Raw genomic sequence first — 20115 nt, 5'->3', positions numbered from 1 at the left:
TCAGGGGCGTCAGGGGCGGGGTGGCGGGGCGCGGGCGGGTACGGCGGTGGTTCCGTGAAGGTGCGTGGAGGGCTGTCGGGACGGCCGGGATTGGACGAGAATCGGTGGCACCCGGCTCGGCCCGGCCCGGCCCTTCGGCTCCCGGCTCAGCCCGGCCCGTCTCGTGCTCTCGGCCCGCGCGGCCCCCGGACCCGGCAGGAGGACCCACCCCATGACCTCGACCCGCCCCGGCCCCGACTGGCTGGCCGATGCCGTCCTCTACCAGATCTACCCCCAGACCTTCGCGGACTCCGACGGCGACGGCATCGGCGACTTCGCCGGCATCGCCGAGCACCTGGACCACCTCTCCTGGCTCGGCGTGGACACGGTCTGGCTCAACCCCTGCTTCGCCTCGCCGTTCCGCGACGCCGGATACGACGTCACCGACTACCTCACCCCCGCCCCGCGCTACGGCCGCACCGAGGACCTGGTCGCACTGGTCGAGGCCGCCCGCCGCAAGGGCATCCGGATCCTGCTCGACCTGGTCGCCGGGCACACCTCCGACCGCCACCCCTGGTTCCTGGCCGCCGCCGAGGACCGGGCCGACCACCGCTACATCTGGTCGGACCGGCAGGCGGACGGCTTCGTCGCCTCACCCGGGAGCCGCCCCGGCTGGTACCTGCCGAACTTCTTCGACTGCCAGCCCGCGCTCAACTTCGGCTACGCCCGCGGTAGTTCCGAGGAGCCCTGGCGCCAGCCGGTGGACGCCGAGGGCCCGCGCGCCAACCGGGCGGCGCTGCGCGGGATCATGGCGCACTGGCTGGACCTGGGGGTGTCCGGCTTCCGGGTGGACATGGCGTACTCACTGGTCAAGGACGACCCGGGCCGGGTCGAGACCGCCAAGCTCTGGACCGAACTGCGCGACTGGCTGGACCGCGCCCACCCCCGGGCCGCGCTGCTCGCCGAGTGGGGCGAGCCGGCCGCCGCCGTTTCAGCGGGGTTCCACGCGGACTTCTTCCTGCACTTCGGCGGGAACGACCACGGCCTTCCGCTGCGCTCGCTGTGGAACAACGGCGGCGGCACGGTGGAGGAGTTCTGGCAGCAGGGCCCGTGCTACTTCGAGGCCGAGGGCCGCGGCACCCCGCAGACCTTCCTGGACGCCTGGCGCTCCGCCGCCGAACTCACCGATGGCGACGGGTACATCGTGCTGCCCACCGCCAACCACGACTTCTCCCGGCTCGCCACCGGCCCCCGTTCGGGCGAGCAACTCGCCCCCGCCCTCGCCTTCCTGTTCACCTGGCCGACCCTGCCCGCGGTGTACTACGGCGACGAGATCGGCATGCGCTACCTGCCCGGGCTGCCGGACGTCGAGGGCAGCGTGCTCGGCCCTCGCTACAACCGGGCGGGCTCGCGGACGCCGATGCAATGGGTGCCGGGCCCGTCGGCCGGGTTCTCGGCCGCGACTCCCGACCGGTTCTACCTGCCGGTGGACCCGGACCCGCGGCGGCCGGACGTGCTCTCCCAGCGGGCCGACCCGACGTCGCTGCTGCACACCGTCCGGCGGCTGATCTCGCTGCGCCGTGCCCACCCGGGGCTGGGAACGGCCGGCGGGGTCGAGGTGCGGCACGCCGGGTACCCGCTGGTGTACGTCCGGTCCGGGCGGTACCTGGTCGCCGTGAACCCGCGCCGGGAGCCGGGGGTGGTCCGGGTGGCGGACGGTACCGGCGATGGGCGCCCGGTGCGGCCGCTGGAGGTGCAGGGCGTGCGGGTGGTGGACGAAGAGCTGCGGGCGGACGGTTTCTCGTACGGCGTGTTCGAGCTGGGCTGAGCGGACGGTCCGGCGGGCGCCGGACCGTCCCGGAGAGTGGCCCCGGCTTCCGATCGATGTCGGATAGTTGTAAGCTACATCCATAGATGGTTGCATTTACCACCTGCATTGGTTGTATTTGCCACCTTGATCGAAAAGATTCGCCGGAGGACGGTACGAACGCCATGAGCACACCCCAGACCATCGCGGCAGCGCCCACCCTGGGGCACTCGCTCAAGCACCTCGCCGTCCACCTGCTCACCCCGCTGCTGATGTGTCTCGGCATGGCCCTCGCCTACCAGGGCGCCTTCCACCAGCCGGAACCCCACCACCTCAAGGTCGCCGTGGTCGGGGCCGGCCCCCAGGCGCACGGCCTGGCCCAGGCGATCCAGGGCAAGGCCGGCGACGCGCTGGACGTCCGCACCGTCGACGACCGCGCCACCGCCGAGCAGCAGCTGCGCGAGCGAGACCTGGTCGGCGCCTTCGTGCCCGACGCCGGGAGTCCCGAGCTGATCGTGGCCAAGGGCAACTCGGACACCTCGGTGGTGGCCGCCACGGCGGTGTTCACCAACGTCACCGACAAGCAGGGCGTCCCGCTGCACGTCACCGACCTCACCACCCTCGCCGAGGGCGACCCGACCGGCCAGGGCCTGTTCTTCCTGCTGGTCGCGCTGAGCATCGGCTCCTACGCCAGCGTCGCGGCGATCGGCGCCGCCGGTGCCGGGCTGAGCCTGCGGATCCGGGCGCTGGTCGGAGTGGCGGTCTCGCTGGTGGTCAGCGTGATCGGGATCGTCACCGCCGGGCCGGTCTTCCACGTCGTCGACCACGACTACGCCGCGATCTGGGCGCTGGGCTGGCTCTACTCCGCAGGCATCGTCCTGATCGGCATCGGCCTGCACAGCTTCCTGAAGAAGTGGACCACGCTCGCGCTGATGGTGCTGTTCGTGATGCTCAACTTCACCTCCTCCGGCGGCATCTACCGGCCCGAGCTGCAGAACGGCTTCTTCGGGAGCCTGCACGGCTTCTGGACCGGCGCCGGCTATCTGGAGGGCGCGCGCAGCATCATGTACTTCGACGGCGGCGCCGGCCTCGGCGGTCACGTGCTGACCCTGGTGGTGTGGCTGCTGCTGGGCGGGGCGGCCCTGGTGGCCGCGGCGCTGTACGAGGGCCGCGGGCGCCGTCCGGTGGAGACGCCGGTGGAGGCCGAGGAGGAGATGGAGGAGGCGGTCGCGATCTGAGGACCGCCGACTGCGGGGCGCGCGTCCGACTGCGGGGCGACCGTCCGACCGCAGAACCTCGAAGGCTTCACCCGGCGCCACGGGCATCGCGCCGGGTGGGGATCGGAGGCCCGCGCCCGGCCTTGGACAAGCCGGGCGCGGGCCCGCTCGCGCCTGAACCGCGGATCCGCTGGTCGCTGTCCGCGAGCCCGTTGGTCATTGGCCGCGGGCCCGCCGGTCGCTCTACCGCCGTCGGGCCGGTGGCCGCGTGAAGCAGCAGTCCCCGCAGAGCCCCGCACCCGGACCGATCCGGTAGTAGAGGCAGCAGCTCGTCCGCCGGAACGCCGCGCCGTGCGGGCCGGTGAGCAGTGTGCCGGAACCCGCCAGCGGCGGATGGTCCAGTAGCTGTGCGACCAACTCCCGGGCCGCGCCCGGGGCATGGGCGTCCAGCATCCGGAGCGTACCGGCCAGCGCGGAGGCGGCGTTGCCGCGCAGCAGGCGCGCCGCGAGCGGCACGGCGGTGCGCACCGCTTCGGCCAGTGGCTCCAACTGCCCGACCAGTACGGCCTGGTGCAGCTGGTCGACGAGACCGCCGGGGGTGGGGCGGATCGGTTCCGGCGGCGTCCAGAGGTCGATCGGCCCCTGGTCCGGGACCCGCACCCAGGCGTGCTCCAGCGTCGGGACCGTCCCCAGTAGCACGGCCGACCCCAGGCCCACCGACCAGAAGCGGGCGGCCAGACCGAGGTGCAGGATCGAGGCGGCGACCCGGAGTTCGGCCGTACCCAGGCGCTGCGCCACCACCCGGATCCGGGCCGCGAGCGGCGCGTCCGGGCCGGTGCCGTACAGCTCGGGGAGGGGGCGGAAGCCGGGCGGCGGGGTGGTGGCGGTCGAGGTGTGGAGGGCGAAGTAGGGGCCGACAGCGGCGAGTCGGGCGTAGTCGGGGTGCCGAGGTGCGAGGCCCGGCTGGGGGGAGGTGCCCGGCGGGGGCTGGGGCGCGGGGTTCAACGGCCCTCCCCTGTGCGGTCGTTGGACCCCGCGCCCGGCTTCGGTCGGCCCGGGGGTGGTCGGGCGGTCGGGGAGCATCGGTGCCTCCAGGGGGTCCGGGTGATCGGGCAGGTGGTGACACCCCGGCCCGGCGTGCCGGAAGGCCCTGGTCAGGCGGTGCTCAGGCGGAGGTCAGCCGCGCACGGTGAAGTCGCCACCGGTCGTGCGGATGAACGGTACCGTGCCCTGGCAGTCCGAGACCGGCGCGCCGAAGAAGCCCCAGATCCAGCCGATCCGGTCCCCGTGCCGGCCGTGGTCCTCCACCGAGAGCGCCACCTTCTGGCCGACCACCGGCTTGCCAGGGAACCACGGCGCCTCGCCCCTGGTGACCACGCCCGTGGCGATGGCCTCCCGGCCGCCGACGGCCAGGCAGGTGATGTCCCCCTCGAAGTCGGCGACCAGCCGGCCGTCGGTGTGCACGTGGCGGACGTGGAAGTGGCCGCGGGTGGTCTCCGAGGGCTTGAGGGTGTCGGCGCGGGCGTCGATCGTGAACTGGACCGGGTCGCCCTCGAAGGTGCTGAAGCCGGAGCCGAGAACGGTGTCACCGGTGCCGTGCAGGCTCACCGACGCATCGGTCGCGGCGACCGGTCCCGCCGAGGAGGTCGGCGGCCCTGATGGGGCCGGTGCCCCGGCGGAGGCCGGGGCGGCGGTGGCGACCGTCGCCGCCAGGAGACAGAGCACGGCCGCGGTGACGGCGGGACGGCGGTTCACGATGGTTCATCCTCCTGTGCGGGGTCGTTCCGACGGCAACGAGTCTCCCGCGGGAGGGTCGGGCAAACCTCCCGCCAGGGAGGGGAGTTGGCTCCACCTGGGGGAGGAGGCCCGCCTCCCCCGGGAGAGCTGCCCGTAGTCTCGGCGGTGTGCGTACCGATCCACTGACCCGCCCCGACCGGTCCCGGCGTTGGCCCACCGTCACCGCCGCCCTCCTGCTGTTCGCGCCCGCCGCGCTCGCGCACCCGGGGGACCGCGGCGCGGCCCTGTTGCTCGCCCTGACGGCCGCGCTGGCCGCCGTGGTGGCGCTGCTGGCGTGGCCGCTCGGCCGGGTCACGCTCGCCACCGCGGCCGGCGCGGCCGCCGGGGCCTCGCTGCTGGTCGACCTGTGCTACCCGGGGCCCTACCGGCTGCCCGCGTTCTGGGCGCCGTTCGAATGGCTCGCGCTGATCGGTGTGCTGTTCCGGGCTGTCCGCAGGCTTCCCGACCGCTGGGCCGGGCCGATCGGCGGACTGGTCGGCCTCGCGGCCGTGGTGCTGCCGCTGCGGTTCGCCCTCCGGATGCCCCAGGGCGGCGCGGCCGGGCCGGTGGGTGGCGTGCTGTTCTCCCTGCTGCCGGTGCTCGGGGTCGGCGGAGCGAGTCTCTACCTGCGCGTCCTGGACGCCCGCCGGGAACGGGCCGTAGCCCGGGCCAGGCGCGAGCAGCGGCTCGAAGTCGCGCGCGGACTGCACGACTTCGTCGCCCACGAGATCACGGGCATCGTGCTGGAGGCCCAGGCCGGCCAGCTCCCGGGGCCGGAGACGGAGGAGACGGCGACGCTGCTGCGCCGGCTGGAGGAGGCGGGGCTGCGTGCGCTGGACTCGATGGACGAGATGGTCGGCGCGCTGCGCGGGGACCAGGAGGCGGCCGGAACCACCCGCCGCCCCGGTCTGGCCGATCTGCCGGAGCTGGTGGCCCGCTTCGGGACGAAGGGCGGTCCGCGCGCCACCGTCGATCTGGCCCCGGGGGTCGTCGGACTGCTCTCCGCCGAGGCCCAGGCCACCGCGTACGCCGTCGTCCTGGAGGCCCTGACCAACGTCCGCCGCCACGCCCCGCAGGCCGCCGTGGTGACGGTCCGGGTGGCCCCCGAGCCGGATGGCCGCGCGGTACGGCTGACCGTCGGTGACACCGGTGGGCCGGCCACCCGGAGGCTCCGGCTGCGCCGCCGCCCCGGCACCGGCGGTACCGGCCTGGCCGGCCTCGCGGCCCGTGCCGCCGCCCACGGCGGCACCCTGACCTCCGGCCCGCTCGGCCCGTCGGGCTGGGAGGTGTGCTGCACTCTGCCGGGGAGGTGACGGCTGACGGACGGAGGAGCGGAGGGAGGTCCACTGGATGCGTTCATGACGGCCGGCCTCACCGGGCGGAGGTGAACCGCGCCGGAGCGGCGGCGTGGACTTTCCCGAGCGTGAACTTCCCCGCCTGCCGGGTCGTGCGGAAGACTGCCGGGCGTGACGAGTACGAACGGTGGGTGTCCGCGGGTGATCCGGGTGTTGGTCGCGGACGACCAGGAGGCCGTGCGGCGCAGCGTGCGGCGGATCCTGGAGGCGCAACCGGACATCGAGGTGGTGGGCGAGGCCGTCGACGGGCTGGCCGCGCTGGAGCTGGCGGCCGACCTGCGGCCGGACGTCGCGCTGGTGGACATCCGGATGCCGAGGCTGGACGGGCTGGAGGTGACCAGGCGGCTGTCCGGCTCGGTGCGGGTGGTGGTGCTGACCACCTTCGACCTGGACGAGTACGTCTACCCGGCGCTGCAGCACGGCGCGGCCGGATTCCTGCTGAAGCGTTCCGGCCCGTCCTTGCTGGCCGAGGCGGTGCGGGCGGCGGCGAACGGCGAGAGCCTGATCAGTCCGTCGGTGACGGTGCGGCTGCTGAAGCACGTGACGGCGCCGCGTCGGCCGGCCCGGTCGGCCGCACCGGTGGTGGCGCTGACCGAGCGGGAGGTGGAGATCGCGGGACACGTCGCGGCGGGCCGGACCAACGCCGACATCGCGGCCGAACTGTTCATCTCCGCGGGGACGGTGAAGACCCACGTGGCCAGCATCCAGCGCAAGCTGGGCGTGGCGAACCGGGTCGGGATCGCGGTGCACGCCTGGGAGATGGGGTACCCGGTGCCGCAGTAGCGGGCGGTCGCGGGGGCGGTTGCGGGGGCGGTCACGGCTGCGGTCGCGCGAATGGACGCGTCCACGGAGCCGAGGGGATGCTCCGTGGACGCGCGGAACCTACGAGGTGGGGGTGGCTTACGGACTTGACGTCCTCCAGCCGGTAGTTCGATCGTCGACCGAGGTAGTTTCCAGCGGCAGACCCTGATCCGTCTCGACCTGTCGCCACTGCCTCCTGCGGTCGAACTTCCTTCAGCTACCTCGCAGGTCCATCTCCCATCATGCGCCTCCCGCGACGTGTGCACCAGGGGTCAAGGGGACGAATTCGGGCAAATTTCGCAAGTCGGGGCGATGTGCCTCGGCCTTGCGGCTTCGGCCGCTCGGAGTCCGAGCCGCTTACGGCTTCGGCCACCCGTCGACGGAGCTCAGCGTCCGGTGGTACGGCCCGTCCGGTCCGGTGCTGCGGTAGTCCTCGGCGCTGCTGCCGGTGCGGACGGTGCGGTCGCCGTCGTGCCGCTGGGCGGTGGGTTGCAGGGTGTGGTCGACGGTGGAGCGCTCGGTGACGTGGTTGCCGGTCGAGGTGGTGGCCTCGCGGTGGTAGCCGAGGTCCATCGCGGTGTTCTGGTCGGTGTTCCCGGCCGCGTCGTGGGTCACCTTGTAGGTGACGTCCAGCGGTTCGCCCTCGTGCACGGTGGTGGTGCGGTGCGGTCCGCCGCCCCAGGTGGCGGTGGTGCGGGTGAGGTCGGTGCCGTTGTGCAGCGTCACGTCGTTGCCGCCATCGCGCAGTTGCTGGGCGGAGCTGAACGAGAGGTCGTCGCGGACCTCGGTGGTGATCCGCCCGTGCGAGGTCTGCACCCAGCCGCGGGCGAGATCGTGCCGGGCCGCGGTGACGGTCCAGTCGCCGCTGCCGCCGCCGTGGTCGGTGAGCTCGGTGCCGACGGTCGCCTCGGGGGCGACGCGGTAGTCGGTGAGCTGCCCGGAGGTGCGGGCGGCGCCGTGATCGACCTCGGCGAACAGGTTGACCTGGCCCGTCCAGACGTCGTTGCTCTGCGCCTCGGCCGCGTTGACCGTGATGCCGAGGCTGTGCGGGCGGCCGTCGAGCAGCAGGCCGGCGTACGGGGTGAGGTCGAGCCGGTAGGCGGGCAGGTCGAAGGCGAAGATGCCCGGGACCGGCCGCCACAGCAGGGGGTCCCAGCCGCCGGTGTAGATCACCGGGTACGGCCAGACCGCGCCGGCCACCCGGCCGTCCACGGTGAGCCGCAGCTCGCGGAACGGGCCCTTGCCGCAGGCGCCGATCGAGGGGTTGGCGGCGACGAAGGCGTCCGGTGCGGAGGCGTACGCGAACTCCTCGCAGGCGCCGCCGCCCCGGGCGTAGACCTCGGCGGTCAGGCGCTCCAGGTTCGGCGGGAAGGTGAGGTCCTTGCCGGTGCTCGGGGCGGCCTGGGTGAGCGAGAACGGGCCGGTGGTGAGGACCTGGTCGGCGTTGTGGGTGGCGGGCCAGCGGTCGTCGGCGGTGTAGAAGGTCAGGCTCGCCGAGATCTTGTAGACACCGGTGTAGGTGGCGTCGGTGACGTTGGCGAGGTCGAAGGAGAACGGCTGCGGGCCGGCCGTGAACAGCGGGGCGTAGCGGGTGAGATCGCGTTCGACGTTCCACTGGATGCCGTCCTTGGACGGCTCCGGGGTGGAGGACAGCAGCACCTGGACGCCGCCGACGCGGACGCTGAAGATCCGGTCGAACTGCCGCCCGGCGACCTGTCCGTGGATGTCCAGGACCACGGCGGACCAGGGGCCGGCGCAGGCGGCGGGCGGGGTGAGAGTGGCGGTGTACGGGGTGTCTGGCGGGTTTCCGTAGCCGTTGCGGAACTCGCGGTCGCGCATCACGTCGACGGTGCAGGAGCGGGTGTCGGGGCGGGTGAGCGGCTTGGTGGCGGTGACCGGGTCGTGGTAGTCGCTGCCGAAGTCGGCGTGGGCGGGGGCGGCGGCGGTGAGGGTGCCGGACAGGGCGAGGGCGGCGGCGCCGATCAGTCCGGCGACGCGGCGCAGTACGGGCGTTCGGGACTCGGGACGCCGGGTCATGGGCATCCGGGACTCGGTTCGGCCGAGTGCGGGCGTTCGGGACTCGGGACGGCGGAACAGGGAGCGCAGGGCCAAGGTGGATCCCCGGGGTCGTCGGGCGGTCCGTCGGCGCGCGACGGGCCGGGTGGGTGATCCGGGCATCCTTTCGGCGGTGGCATGTGAGCGTCAAGGGCTGCTGCCGGAGGCTCTGGGCTTCCACAACTCCGGTGGTGCCTATGGTCGGTTCAGTCTTCCGGGGCTGAGGTCCGGTGGCTCCTACCGGTCCTCCAGCTTCGCCGCCTCCTGCCGGATCACGTTGCGCAGCGTCGCCAGCGCAGGCCGCCGGTCGTCCGTGCGCCACTGCATCTCCAGCGGCAGGGTGGCCCGCCCCTCCAGCGGTACGGTGGCCACGTCCTCGGTGAGGTGGCCGGTCAACGAGCCGGGCACCAGCGAGAAGGCGCGGTTGCGGGCGAGCAGGTACAGCCGGGAGCCGACGATCCGCGGCGGGCTGACCAGCACCGGCGGGTCGACGCCGCGCTCCGCGCACAGGCCGAGCACGTGGTCGTAGTACCGGGGGTGCTGCTCGCGCGGCCACAACAGCAGTGGGAGGTCGCGCAGTTCGGTCAGCCCCAGGCTCACCCGCCCGGCCAGCGGGTGGTCCCGGCCGAGGGCGACCCGGACCGGCTCGTCGGCGATCCGCTCCAGCCGGTAGCCGGACACCTCCTCCAGGAAGCGGCCGAGGCCGATGTCGGCGAGCTCGCCGGCCAAGGTGGCGGAGACCTGCCCGGTGTCGACGGCGAGTTCGGCGGTGTCGAGCGCGGGCAGCTCCTGCTCCGCGCGGCTGACCACGGCGGGCAGCAGCCGGTTCACCACGCTCGGCGAGGCGACGATCCGGGCCGTCCCCAGTCGGGACTCCTCGTGCAGCCGGACCCGGGTCAGCAGAGCCCCCGCCTGTTCGAGCAGCCGCGCGCTCTCGGCGGCCATCACCTCGCCGGCCCCGGTCAGCGCGACCGAGCGGCGGCTGCGGTCGAACAGCTCCACGCCGACGGTCCGCTCCAGCCGGGCGACCTCCTGGCTGACCGTCGGCTGCGAGATGTGCAGCCGCTCGGCGGCCCGGCCGAAGTGCAGCGTCTCCGCGACGGTCAGGAAGACCTCCAGCTGACGCAAGGTGAAGCCCATGAGGATCAGCCTAGTGAGAACCAATAGCTGACCACCTATCGAAAACCCCAGGACTCATTCTGGTTTCCGATCCGAACCGTCCATACGCTGATCGTCGCGTTGCCCCACCGCAGTGGCATCTCACAGGAAGCTCGCATCATGACCGGACTGCCCCGCAGCACCGCCGGCACTGCCGGCATTCCCAGCACGGCCGGCGCCCCCGGCACCGGCAGCGCCACCAGCGGCACCGCCGCCATCCGGATCTCCGAGGAGGTCGTGCAGGCCGTCGCCGACGGCCGTCCGGTGGTCGCCCTGGAGTCGACGATCTTCACCCACGGCCTGCCGCGGCCCCGCAACCTGGCGGTCGCGCTGGAGGCCGAGGAGCAGCTGCGCGGGGCGGGAGTCGTGCCGGCGACCATCGGCGTGCACTCGGGCGTCCCCACGGTCGGTCTGAGCGCCGAGCAGATCACCGAACTGGCCGCCACCGACGGCCTGGACAAGGTCAGCCTGCGCGACCTGCCCGTCGTCGCCGCGCTCGGACGCCACGGTGGCACCACGGTCGCCGCCACGGCCTTCCTCGCCCACCGCGCGGGCGTGCGGGTCTTCTCCACCGGCGGCCTGGGCGGCGTCCACTTCGGCGCCTCGGAGAGCTTCGACGAGTCCGCCGACCTGACCACCCTGGCGGCCACGCCGGTCACCGTGATCAGCGCGGGCGTGAAGTCCATCCTCGACATCCGGGCCACCCTGGAGCGCTTCGAGACCCTCAACATCCCGGTCATCGGCTACCGCACCACCAAGTACCCCGGCTTCTACGTCACCGACTCCGGCCACGAGATCAACTTCGCCGTCCGGTCGCCCGAGGAGGCCGCCGCCGTCATCGACGCCCGTGACCGGCTCGACCTGCCGCAGGCCGTCCTGGTCGCCAACCCGGTCGACCCCGCCAAGCAACTGCCGCCGGAGGAGCTGGACGGCATCCTGGCCCGGGCCCGGGCCGAGGCCGAGCGCCGGGGCATCACCGGCAACGCCTCCACTCCGTTCCTGCTCGACCACATCCAGCGTGACACCGGCGGCCGCAGCCTGGAGGTCAACGTCGAGGTCTACCGCGGCAACGTCCGCCTCGGTGGCGAGATCGCCGTCGCCCTGGCCGCCCGGGCCGGTGGGTCCGCTCCCGCGTCCACCGGGGCCTGACCCGTGCTCGGGGTGCTCGGCGACCTCGTGGAGGACATCGTGGTCTGGGCCGACGGCCCGCTGCGCCACGGCACCGACTCCGGGGCCCGGGTGTTCCGCCGGCGCGGTGGCAGCGCGGCCAACGTCGCCTGCTTCGCCGCCGGGCAGTACCCGGTCCGCTTCCTCGGCTGCGTCGGCGCGGACCCGGTCGGGGACGGCGTCGTCGCCGAACTCGGCGGCCACGGCGTGGACGTACGGGTGCAGCGGCACGGCCGGACCGGCAGCATCGTGGTGCTGATCGACCCGGACGGCGAGCGCACCATGCTGCCCGACCGCGGTGCGGCCAAGCTGCTGGAACGCGCCCCGGACGAGTGGCTGGCCGGCCTGACCCACCTGCACGTGCCCGCCTACTCCTTCGACGGCGAGCCGGTCGGACGGACGGCGGTCGACGCGCTCGCCCGGGTCCGGCAGGCGGGCGGCACCACGTCGGTGGACGCCTCCTCCACCGGGATGCTGGAGCAGTTCGGACGGGAGCGGTTCCTCGCCCTGCTGGTCGGGTTGGCGCCGACCTTCGTGTTCGCCAACCGCTCGGAGTCGGCCTTCCTCGGCCTGCTGGTGGACGGCCTGCCCGGGCCGGAGCGCGCCCGACTGGGCGCCACCACGGTGGTCACCAAGTCGGGGGCGGAGCCGACGACGGTCGACGTGCCGGGCGAGGACCTGTTCACCGTGCCGGTGCCACCCGTCGCCGAGGTACGTGACCTCACCGGGGCCGGGGACGCCTTCGCGGCGGGCTTCCTGGCCGGGTTCCTGAGGAACGGGGACCTGCGGCTGGCGGCCGGGCTCGGGCACCGCAGCGCGGCCCGGGTCCTGGGCTCGCCGGGGGCCTCGCTCGGCGGCGGCGGGGGCGGGTGCGGGGGCGGGTGCTAGGAGACGTCGGCGGTGCGGTTCCGGCCGGCCAGGGGAGCACTACGTCGGTAGTACTACTTCTGTAGTGCGTCCTTGTGGAGGAAGCGCTTCAGCTTCTGCCAGGTCCAGGCGTTGATCACGTCCTCGGTGGTGAGCCAGCCGCGCTGCGCCGTACCGATGCCGAAGCGCGGGTAGGCGAGGTGGCCGGTGGCGTGCGCGTCGCTGTCGATCGAGAAGCGCACGCCGTGCCGCTTGGCCCGCAGGACGTCCTCGTCGCGCAGGTCGAGGCGCTGCGGGGAGCTGTTGATCTCGATCGCGGTTCCGGTGCGCGCGGCGGCCTCGAACACCGCGTCCAGGTCGACGTCGATCGGTCCGCGCCGGCCGATCCGCCGGGTGGTGAGGTGGCCGATGATGTGGACGTACGGGTTCTCGCAGGCGCGGATCAACCGGCGGGTCTGGGCGGCGCGGTCGAGGTTGAAGTGCGAGTGCACGGAGGCCACGCAGACGTCGAAGCCGGCCAGGAACTCGGGTGGCCAGTCCACGCCGCCGTCCGGGCCGATGTTCAGCTCGGTGCCGTGCAGCAGGCGCAACTTCTTGTGGCGGTCGGCGAGTCGGCGCAGTTCCTCGCGCTGGGCGAGCATCTTCTCGTTCGTCATCCGCTGCATCACCAGGTCCGGCGCGTGGTCGGTGACGGCGTAGTAGGAGTAGCCGCGGGCCGCGGCCGTGTCGATCATCTCGGTGAGGGTGGCCAGGCCGTCGGTCAGGTCGGTGTGGGTGTGCAGATCGCCGCGCAGGTCCGACTCCTCGATGAGGTCAGGGAGTTCACCGTTCAGCGCGGCCTCGATCTCGCCGCGGTCCTCGCGCAGCGTCGGCGGGATCCAGGGCAGGCCGAGGGCCGCGTACACCTCGTCCTCGGTCGCGGAGACCACCTTGGTGCCTTCTGTCCTGGCGCCCTGTGCCCCCTTCGCGCCCTGTGCTCCCTTGGTGCCTTCCGTCTTGGCGCCCTGTGCTCCCTTGGCACCCTTCCGGGCGTCGCCGTCGACCTCGAACAGGCCGTACTCGGAGAGCTTCAGCCCGGCCCGCACCGCCATCGTGCGCAGCTTGATGTTGTGCGCCTTCGAGCCGGTGAAGTAGACCAGAGCGGCGCCCCAGTCCTCCTCGGGCACGACCCTCAGGTCCACCTGGATCCCCTGGGTGGTGAGGACCGAGGTCTTGGTCGGTCCGCTGCCGATCACCTCGGCCACGTACGGGAGTTCGGTGAGTGCGGCCATCAGCGGAGCGGAGTCGGCGGCGGTCGCCAGCACGTCGATGTCGCCCACCGTCTCGCGCATCCGGCGCAGCGAACCCGCGTACGCGCAGCGGGTGCAGCCGGGGACGGCGGAGAGCGCCTCGACCAACTGCTCGGCCAGCTCGGTGGCGGTGTCGAGCAGGGTCCGTCCGCCGGACTGCCGCATCAGCTCGATGCCGTGCAGGATCTTCTCGCCGCTGCGCTCGCCGAAGCCGGCCACGCCGGCCAGCCTGTCGGCGCGGATCGCCTCGGCGAGCTCCTCCACGGAGGCGATGCCGAGGTCCCGGTAGAGGGCGAGGGCACGCTTCGGGCCGACGCTGGGGACGGCCATCATCTCCCGGACGCCGGACGGGATCTTGGCACGCAGGGACTCGAGCGCCGGGATCCTGCCGGTCGCGAGGTACTCGGCGATCTTCTCGGCGGTGGACTTGCCGACGCCGGGGATCTGCTGCAGTCCCTTGACGTCCAGATCGGCCAGGTCCTCGGGGTGGCCGCCGACGGCTCGGGCGGCCTTCTCGTAGGCGCGGGCCCGGAAGGCGTCCCCACCGGTGATGTTGATCAGGTCGGCGTACTCCTGGAGCAGTTCTCCGACCTGGTCGTTGAGCCGGGGCATGGGGCAAGTCTAGGTTCGGCGGCCGACGTTCGCCGCGCGGCGCGGGCCGATCGGTGACGCGGGTCGATCGGTGGGGCACGCCGACCGGTGGCGCGGGCGGATCGGCGGGGCGGGCGGGGAGCGGCGGTGTGGGCCGGCCGGTCAGTCGTAGGCGACCGTCAGCAGGAGCACGACGGTCAGGCCGCCGCCGGGTGTCGGCTCGACCACGAGTCGCCCGCCCGCCGCCAGCACCAGGCTGTGCAGCGCCGGGCCGACCGGCTCGGAAGGCCGCACGCCTGTGAGCAGCCACTCGCGGGCCTCGGGCGGCTCGTACGTGCCGCGGTCGGATATCCGTATCTCCACTCGTTCCCGGCGGTGCGCGGTCGTGCCCCGTCCGACCCCGGTCCGGGGCGCCGTCGGTCCGGTGCGCCTGATGTCCGCCCGGACCAGCACCCGGCCGCCCAGAGGGCTGCGCCGGATCGCATGGTCGACCAGCCCGGCCACCGCGGCCTCCATCCGGCGGGCGTCCCCGGCCACCACCGGCAGCCCGGGCGCCAGCCGGACCGTGACGGCCGCCGCCCGCCCGCCGCCGCGCAGCACCCGGCGCACCACCTCGGCGACCTGGACGTGCCGCGCCTGCGGCTCGCACCCGGCCTGGCGGCCGGTCCAGCGCAACTGGTCGAGTTCCGTCCTGGACAGCGTCCGGGGGCCGGCCATCGCGACCGGCGGGTACGGGCCGAGGCCCCCCGGTGTGCCCGCAGCGCCCTTGCGTTCGGCGCCGCCCGCGCCGCCCGCGCCGCCGAACGCACCGAGCGCCCGAGCCCCCGAAGCGACGTAGCCCCAGAGCTTCCCGCGTGCCATTGCCCTGCCCCTCGTGCCTGACCGGCGGCCGTCGTAGAGTCCGCGGCCGACCGGGGCGGGCCGCTTCCCTGGCCCTGCTGCCAGCCTGCTCCTCCTCCGCCCGGGTGACAATCCGGCTCCGGGACCCGTACCCGGCCCCGGCCCCCGCCGAGCGGCGGGTGGGTGGCCCGTCGACCGGCGGGGACGCCGGGCGCGAGCCGGTCGGTAGACCGGCCGTGGCCCGCTCGCGGGGCGCAATGGCGCGCTCGACGAGCGCAAAGGATCCTTCGCAAAAAGGGCTTTGCAAACAGATCTTTGTGGTCCTAGTCTCCTGCTATGACCGAAGACCGCGGCTGGATGCACAGTGACGACCCGCACGTCGTCCTCACTGCCAAGGGCATGAAGGCGATGGCCCACCCCGTGCGGATGCGACTGGTCGGGCTGCTGCGCAAGCACGGCCCGTCCACGGCGACCAGGCTCGCCGAGCAGCTCGGGCTCAACTCCGGAGCCACCAGCTATCACCTGCGCCAGCTCGCCGCCGCGGGCTTCGTGGAGGAGGACGCGGAGCGCGGCAACGCCCGGGAGCGGTGGTGGCGTTCGGCACACCGGATGACGGTCTGGACGGGGGAGGACATGGCGGACGAGGAGCCCGAGACGGCCGTCGGCTTCCTGCGCGCCGTGTTGGCCGGCCACACCCTGACCGGGCAGCGCGTGCTCGACTCCTTCGAGACGATGCCCAGGGAGTGGCGCAAGGCGGTCGACTTCAGCGACATGCTGCTGCAGATCACGCCGGGCGAGGCCGAGCAGCTCACCGCTGAGTTGTCCGCGGTCCTCCGGCGCTACCGGCGGGTCGGCGCCGAGGGGCCGGTGCCGGAGGGCAGCGAGCAGGTCTCCGTGGTGGTCCACGTGCTTCCCGATGCCCAGGGGCCGTCCGCACCCGCCGAGGGGAGTGCCGAATGACCACCGTCGCCGCTCCGCCGGTGCGCAGCCTGCGGCCGCTGGTCGGGGTGCTCGCAGCCACGGCGGTCTCCCTGACCGGGACACGGGTCTCCGCCATCGCCCTGCCCTGGTTCGTCCTGGCCACCACCGGCAGCGCCACCCTGACCGGCCTGGTCGCCTTCGCCGAGATGACGCCGTACGTCCTGGTCAAGGCGCTGACCGGGCCGTTGGTCGACCGGCTCGGGCCGCGCGTGGTGTCCTGGACGACGGACGCCGCGAGCGCCGTCGCGGCCGGGCTCGTTCCGCTGCTGCACGCCCAGGGACTGCTGCCGTTCTGGACGCTGCTGGTGATGGTCGCGGTGATCGGTGCGATGCGCGGGCCGGGGGACTTGGCCAAGTCGGTCATGGTCCCGGAGGCGGCCGACCGCGCCCGGGTGCCGATGGAGCGGGCCACCGGGCTGTCCGGCGTCACCGAGCGGCTGGCCTCCACGATCGGGCCGGCGGTCGGTGGCGGGCTGGTCGCGTTGGTGGGGCCGCTGGCCGGGCTGGCGGTCAACGCGGGCACCTTCGCGCTCGGATCGCTGATCATCGCCCTGGCGCTGCCACCCGGCATGGGGCGCTCGGCCGTCCCGGAGGCGGCTTCAAGCACGGTCCCCGTCGAGCCGGACCAGCGCGACGGCGGCTACTGGCGGATGTTCCGGGAGGGCTTCGGCTTCCTGCGGACGGAACCGCTGCTGCTCACCGTCACCATCATGGTCGGCATCACCAACCTGCTCGACGCCGGGTTCTCGACCGTCCTGCTCCCGGTCTGGGCCCGGGAGTCCGGCAACGGCCCGGCTGGTATCGGGCTGATCGGCAGTGTCCTGGGCGTCACCGCGGTGGCCGGCAGCCTGATCGCGGCCACGCTCGCCCACCGGCTGCCCCGGCGTACGGTCTTCTTCGTCGGCTTCCTGCTCGCCGGGGCGCCTCGCTACCTGGTGCTCGCGTTGGACGCGCCGATGTGGGCGGTGGTCGCGGTCTTCGCCGTGGGTGGCTTCGGGTCCGGATTCCTCAACCCGATCCTCGGCGCGGTCCTCTTCGAACGGGTGCCCCGCCACCTGCTCGGCCGCGTCCACGCCCTCAGCGACTCCCTGGCCTGGGCCGGCATCCCTCTCGGGGGCCTCCTCGCGGGCGCGGCGGTCGCTCTGGTGGGCCTGATACCCAGCCTGCTCACGGCCGGGGTCCTGTACTTCGCCACCACCACGCTGACCGGACTGCGGCCGGAGTGGCGGGAGATGGACCGCCAGCGCGGGCACGGGCGTGCCGAGGCCGGTGAGCAGGTGACGGACGGCGCGGAGGACGCGCTGGAAGCGGCACGGCCGTAGGGGGCGGGCATCGAACGACGGACGGGCTGGGGCAGGGCGAAAGCCCACCCTTCATCAACGGTTCGCGGGCGGGTGTCCCGCCCAGTGGAGGAGTAGGAGGCTGGCCAAGGCGGCGAGGGCGCACCAGGTGGAGACGAACGCGATCGCCAGAGCAGGGCGCAGAGGACGGCACCCGCTCCGGTGAGCAGGCCGAGGCGGCGGAGCAGACGGTCGCCGCTGACGAGGAAGGAGCCGACCGTGGTGAGGAGGTAGCCGGCGAGCAGGAGGGCCGCATGCGGATGCCGATGGCGTAACCGAGGGTGTGACCTTGCCAGCAGGCCGTCACCGGGTAGGGGCGACGGCGGCCGCGAGGGGGATCGAGACCGCTGCGCCCAGCAGGGTGAGCAGGGTGAGCAGGGTGAGCAGGGCGAGCACGCGGCGCCGGTTCGGCGCGGCCGGATGCCTGGGCCCCTGGGTCGCGCACCACAACCCCGGTGGGCACCAGGGCGGGCAGCAGGGTAGGGCGATCGCCGCCTAGGCGGTGCGGGCCGCCCCGGCGAGAGCCGACGGCAGCTCACCGTCGGTACCGAGCCAGACCAGCGCCTCGATCAGCTGGTGCACGCCCAGCACCAGCGGGAGCGCGGCGAGCAGCAGGCGCTGCGGTGGCCCCGACCGCCGGGCGCGCACCAGACAGGCCACGCCGACGCCCGCGACCGCCCCGCCGACCACGGCGTCCGCCTGGGCGCTCCAGCACATCGATCCGCCTACTCGCCCTTCCCGTTCGCGTCAGCGCTGGTGCTGGTGCTGGTGCTGGTGCTGGTGCTGGTGCTGGTGCTCGTGCTCGTGCCGGTGCCGTCGTAGGGGTCAGCGTCGCTGCCGTGGTCATCACCGTCGTCATTACCGTCGCTGCCGGCGGTGCGCTTGCTGCCACCGCCGCCCTGGTCCGGACCGACATCACCGCCGGCCGACTCGTTCCCCGGCGGTGCCCCGATGTTCTCCAGGGTCTCCCGGACGCTTCCGGGCATCGCCGGATGTCGGCCGATCACGATCACCCCGATCACGATCGCCACCAGTCCCGCGGCCTCCCAGGCCAGCGCGCCCGGCGTGACCCGCAGCCGGTCGCCGAGGAAGCCGACCGCGCAGGCGATCCCGGACAGCGGCTGGGCGGCGGTCAGGGCGGGCAGCGACATCCGCAGCGGTGCGGCCTCGAAGGCGCTCTGCACCAGCAGCAGTCCGACCACGCCCGCCACCACGACCGCGTACGGCTGCCAGCTGCGCAGCACCACCGCGAGTCCGCTGTGGTCGAGGCGCTGGGTGGTGGTGCGGGTCAGTGCGTCCTGGAGGCCGTAGAGCAGTCCGGCGGCGAGGGCCAGCAGGGTGGCCTCCTCGAACAACGGCAGTCGACGGGCCAGCGTCACCAGCAGCAGGGTCAGCCCGACCACTGTGCCGACCACCAGCCAGTGGCGCAGCTCCCCGGCGGGTGGACCGCCCCCGGTCGGCTGCCCGGCCACGATGAACGCCGTCACCCCCAGACCCAGCAGCAGTACCCCGGCCCAGCCGGAGCGGCCGAGGGTCTGACGGGTCAGCACCCGGGAGAGAGCCATGGCGAAGAGCAGGTTGGTCGCGAGCAGCGGCTCGACCAGCGACACCTCGCCCTGGTGGAGAGCGAGCGCGGAGAGGAGCAGACCGCCGACCATGAACCCGGTGCCGAGCAGCCACTCGGGCATCCGCACCAGGTCCAGCAGCAGGCGCCAGCGCAGCATGTCGGCACGCGGGGCGCGTTGCGCCGCGTGCTGCTGGAGGACGAAGCCGAGTCCCAGACAGCAGGCCGCGCTCAGAGCGAGGAGGAAGACCGCCACGGAGGGACCACCAGGTTGTCGCTACCCCGCGCCGCGTAGGCGGGGCCGGGGGAGGGACGGCGGTCGCGGCGCGCTTCCGTCAGCGTACCGCCGGGGCGGCGGCCGGGCCGACCGGACGCGACAGTACCAGGCCGGTCCGTGGCGGCAACCGCCGCGCTTGCCGCCACCGGTGGGGCGGCGCACGCTGGTGTCAGCGGCCGCCACGGACCCACCGTCCTGGCCGGCCCGGACCGGCGTGGCGGGGGCCGGCGCCAGGAGGTGTGGCATGCACAACCAATGGGACGTGGAACTGAGCTTCGACGAGGACGGCGTGCACACGACGTGCGACGCCAGGTTGACGGGCGCGAGGGCGCCGGGCCTGAGCGCGCACGGCGAGGCCGAGAAGAGCGCGGATGACCGTCCGCTCGCCAGGATCGGCGAGGAGGTCGCGGCCTCCCGAGCCCTGGAGGAACTGTCCCGCAAGCTGCGGGCACAGGCCACCGGAGAGATCGAGGACGAGGGGCACCGCCCGGGCTATCTGATCTACTGACCATCGGCCGACGAACTCGGCGCGTCGAACGGCACCCACGACCGATACGGCCGACCCGCCCGAGCGGGACGGGTTGGCCGGCCGGTCGGTCGTCGATCGCCGTCCGGAAGCGGATGCCCTCCGGGAGGGTGCCGCTGGACGGGTGTCCTTGGGGGCGGGCGGCTGTCTGAGGCAACGACTTGGGGGCGCCTTCGGTATCCGTCCTCCGCGCGGCGCGACGGTCCGTGGGCTACCAGCTCGGCGCCTCGGCCCGGCACAGTAGCTCGGCCGCCGCGCCCACCGAGTCCTGCCAGGCCTGGTACCCCTCGGGCGGCCCGGACGCGAGGGTCTCGACCCAGTATTCGGGGCCGATGGTGTCGATGAACTGACGCTCGGCCTCGGTGTCCCCCCGACAGACAGCGGTACCAGGCCTCGCCCACCACCTCACCGGCCGTGACCTCCCCGGCCGCCAGTCGGCCCGCCAGGTGGTGGAGCAAACAGAGGTCGGCGGTGTGCCCGTCGGGCAGAGCGGTGCCGATCTCGTACAGCGCCTCGCGGAAGACC

General features: G+C 73.6%; 16 protein-coding genes and 2 pseudogenes. 9 read left to right on the top strand and 9 right to left on the bottom strand.

What is annotated here, in order from left to right:
- Nucleotides 1-211 precede the first annotated feature (211 nt).
- Nucleotides 212-1807: an alpha-amylase family glycosyl hydrolase gene (locus HS99_RS07775; protein ID WP_030554972.1), complete on the top strand. Its 1596-nt coding sequence runs from the start codon at nucleotides 212-214 to the stop codon at nucleotides 1805-1807.
- Between the two features lie 164 nt (nucleotides 1808-1971).
- Entirely contained in the window at nucleotides 1972-3024 is a 1053-nt protein-coding gene (locus HS99_RS07770) for an ABC-2 transporter permease (RefSeq protein ID WP_046386662.1), read from the top strand.
- Between the two features lie 222 nt (nucleotides 3025-3246).
- On the opposite strand, the gene HS99_RS07765 is transcribed toward HS99_RS07770, so the two are convergent.
- Both HS99_RS07765 and HS99_RS07760 read right to left on the bottom strand, forming a co-directional pair.
- Complete coding sequence (locus HS99_RS07765; RefSeq protein ID WP_232543151.1) at nucleotides 3247-4008, bottom strand: (2Fe-2S)-binding protein; 762 nt, start codon at nucleotides 4006-4008, stop codon at nucleotides 3247-3249.
- Nucleotides 4009-4179: 171 nt separating this feature from the next.
- Complete coding sequence (locus HS99_RS07760) at nucleotides 4180-4758, bottom strand: hypothetical protein (RefSeq protein WP_050366413.1); 579 nt, start codon at nucleotides 4756-4758, stop codon at nucleotides 4180-4182.
- A gap of 149 nt (nucleotides 4759-4907) precedes the next feature.
- On the opposite strand from HS99_RS07760, the gene HS99_RS07755 reads away from it, so the two are divergent.
- Together HS99_RS07755 and HS99_RS07750 are read left to right on the top strand one after the other, a co-directional pair.
- Nucleotides 4908-6092 (top strand): sensor histidine kinase, encoded by a 1185-nt coding sequence (locus HS99_RS07755; protein WP_050366412.1) that lies wholly within the window; start codon nucleotides 4908-4910, stop codon nucleotides 6090-6092.
- Between the two features lie 153 nt (nucleotides 6093-6245).
- On the top strand, nucleotides 6246-6917 hold the full coding sequence (locus HS99_RS07750; RefSeq protein WP_272868951.1) for a response regulator: 672 nt from the start codon (nucleotides 6246-6248) through the stop codon (nucleotides 6915-6917).
- Between the two features lie 375 nt (nucleotides 6918-7292).
- Here the strand turns inward: HS99_RS07750 and HS99_RS07745 are convergent, their stop codons facing one another.
- Together HS99_RS07745 and HS99_RS07740 are read right to left on the bottom strand one after the other, a co-directional pair.
- On the bottom strand, nucleotides 7293-8972 hold the full coding sequence (locus HS99_RS07745; RefSeq protein ID WP_046387003.1) for a peptide-N4-asparagine amidase: 1680 nt from the start codon (nucleotides 8970-8972) through the stop codon (nucleotides 7293-7295).
- Nucleotides 8973-9227: 255 nt separating this feature from the next.
- Nucleotides 9228-10130, bottom strand: coding sequence for a LysR family transcriptional regulator (locus HS99_RS07740; RefSeq protein ID WP_030554963.1), 903 nt, complete (start codon nucleotides 10128-10130; stop codon nucleotides 9228-9230).
- A 138-nt stretch (nucleotides 10131-10268) separates the two neighbouring features.
- Here HS99_RS07740 and HS99_RS07735 point away from each other — a divergent pair, with 138 nt between their 5' ends.
- Both HS99_RS07735 and HS99_RS07730 read left to right on the top strand, forming a co-directional pair.
- Nucleotides 10269-11297, top strand: coding sequence for a pseudouridine-5'-phosphate glycosidase (locus HS99_RS07735; RefSeq protein WP_078867550.1), 1029 nt, complete (start codon nucleotides 10269-10271; stop codon nucleotides 11295-11297).
- 3 nt (nucleotides 11298-11300) lie between these two features.
- On the top strand, nucleotides 11301-12203 hold the full coding sequence (locus HS99_RS07730; protein ID WP_030288423.1) for a carbohydrate kinase family protein: 903 nt from the start codon (nucleotides 11301-11303) through the stop codon (nucleotides 12201-12203).
- 53 nt (nucleotides 12204-12256) lie between these two features.
- Here the strand turns inward: HS99_RS07730 and HS99_RS07725 are convergent, their stop codons facing one another.
- Both HS99_RS07725 and HS99_RS07720 read right to left on the bottom strand, forming a co-directional pair.
- Nucleotides 12257-14083 (bottom strand): DNA polymerase/3'-5' exonuclease PolX, encoded by a 1827-nt coding sequence (locus HS99_RS07725; RefSeq protein ID WP_030554961.1) that lies wholly within the window; start codon nucleotides 14081-14083, stop codon nucleotides 12257-12259.
- A 141-nt stretch (nucleotides 14084-14224) separates the two neighbouring features.
- A complete protein-coding gene (locus tag HS99_RS07720) occupies nucleotides 14225-14923 on the bottom strand; it encodes a sensor histidine kinase (protein WP_030554959.1) in 699 nt (232 codons plus the stop codon).
- A 315-nt stretch (nucleotides 14924-15238) separates the two neighbouring features.
- Here HS99_RS07720 and HS99_RS07715 point away from each other — a divergent pair, with 315 nt between their 5' ends.
- Nucleotides 15239-15862 (top strand): ArsR/SmtB family transcription factor, encoded by a 624-nt coding sequence (locus HS99_RS07715; RefSeq protein ID WP_030554958.1) that lies wholly within the window; start codon nucleotides 15239-15241, stop codon nucleotides 15860-15862.
- Nucleotides 15859-17205, top strand: coding sequence for an MFS transporter (locus HS99_RS07710; RefSeq protein ID WP_030288430.1), 1347 nt, complete (start codon nucleotides 15859-15861; stop codon nucleotides 17203-17205). The genes HS99_RS07715 and HS99_RS07710 overlap by 4 nt, the downstream gene beginning before the upstream one ends.
- Before the next feature lie 200 nt (nucleotides 17206-17405).
- Here HS99_RS07710 and HS99_RS48260 read toward each other — a convergent pair.
- The 3 genes and pseudogenes from HS99_RS48260 to HS99_RS07700 all read right to left on the bottom strand — a co-directional run.
- Nucleotides 17406-17468 (bottom strand): annotated as a pseudogene (locus tag HS99_RS48260) (hypothetical protein); the annotation flags it as partial.
- A 250-nt stretch (nucleotides 17469-17718) separates the two neighbouring features.
- Nucleotides 17719-17940, bottom strand: coding sequence for a DUF6629 family protein (locus HS99_RS48105; RefSeq protein ID WP_050366411.1), 222 nt, complete (start codon nucleotides 17938-17940; stop codon nucleotides 17719-17721).
- A 263-nt stretch (nucleotides 17941-18203) separates the two neighbouring features.
- Nucleotides 18204-19043, bottom strand: a pseudogene (locus HS99_RS07700) (DMT family transporter); the annotation flags it as partial.
- Nucleotides 19044-19308: 265 nt separating this feature from the next.
- On the opposite strand from HS99_RS07700, the gene HS99_RS44700 reads away from it, so the two are divergent.
- Nucleotides 19309-19572 (top strand): dsRBD fold-containing protein, encoded by a 264-nt coding sequence (locus HS99_RS44700; protein WP_030288432.1) that lies wholly within the window; start codon nucleotides 19309-19311, stop codon nucleotides 19570-19572.
- Nucleotides 19573-20115: the final 543 nt, after the last annotated feature.

This window comes from Kitasatospora aureofaciens (assembly GCF_001188955.3).
Classification (GTDB): Bacteria; Actinomycetota; Actinomycetes; order Streptomycetales; family Streptomycetaceae; genus Kitasatospora; species Kitasatospora aureofaciens.
This window is presented reverse-complemented; position numbering and strand designations above follow the sequence as displayed.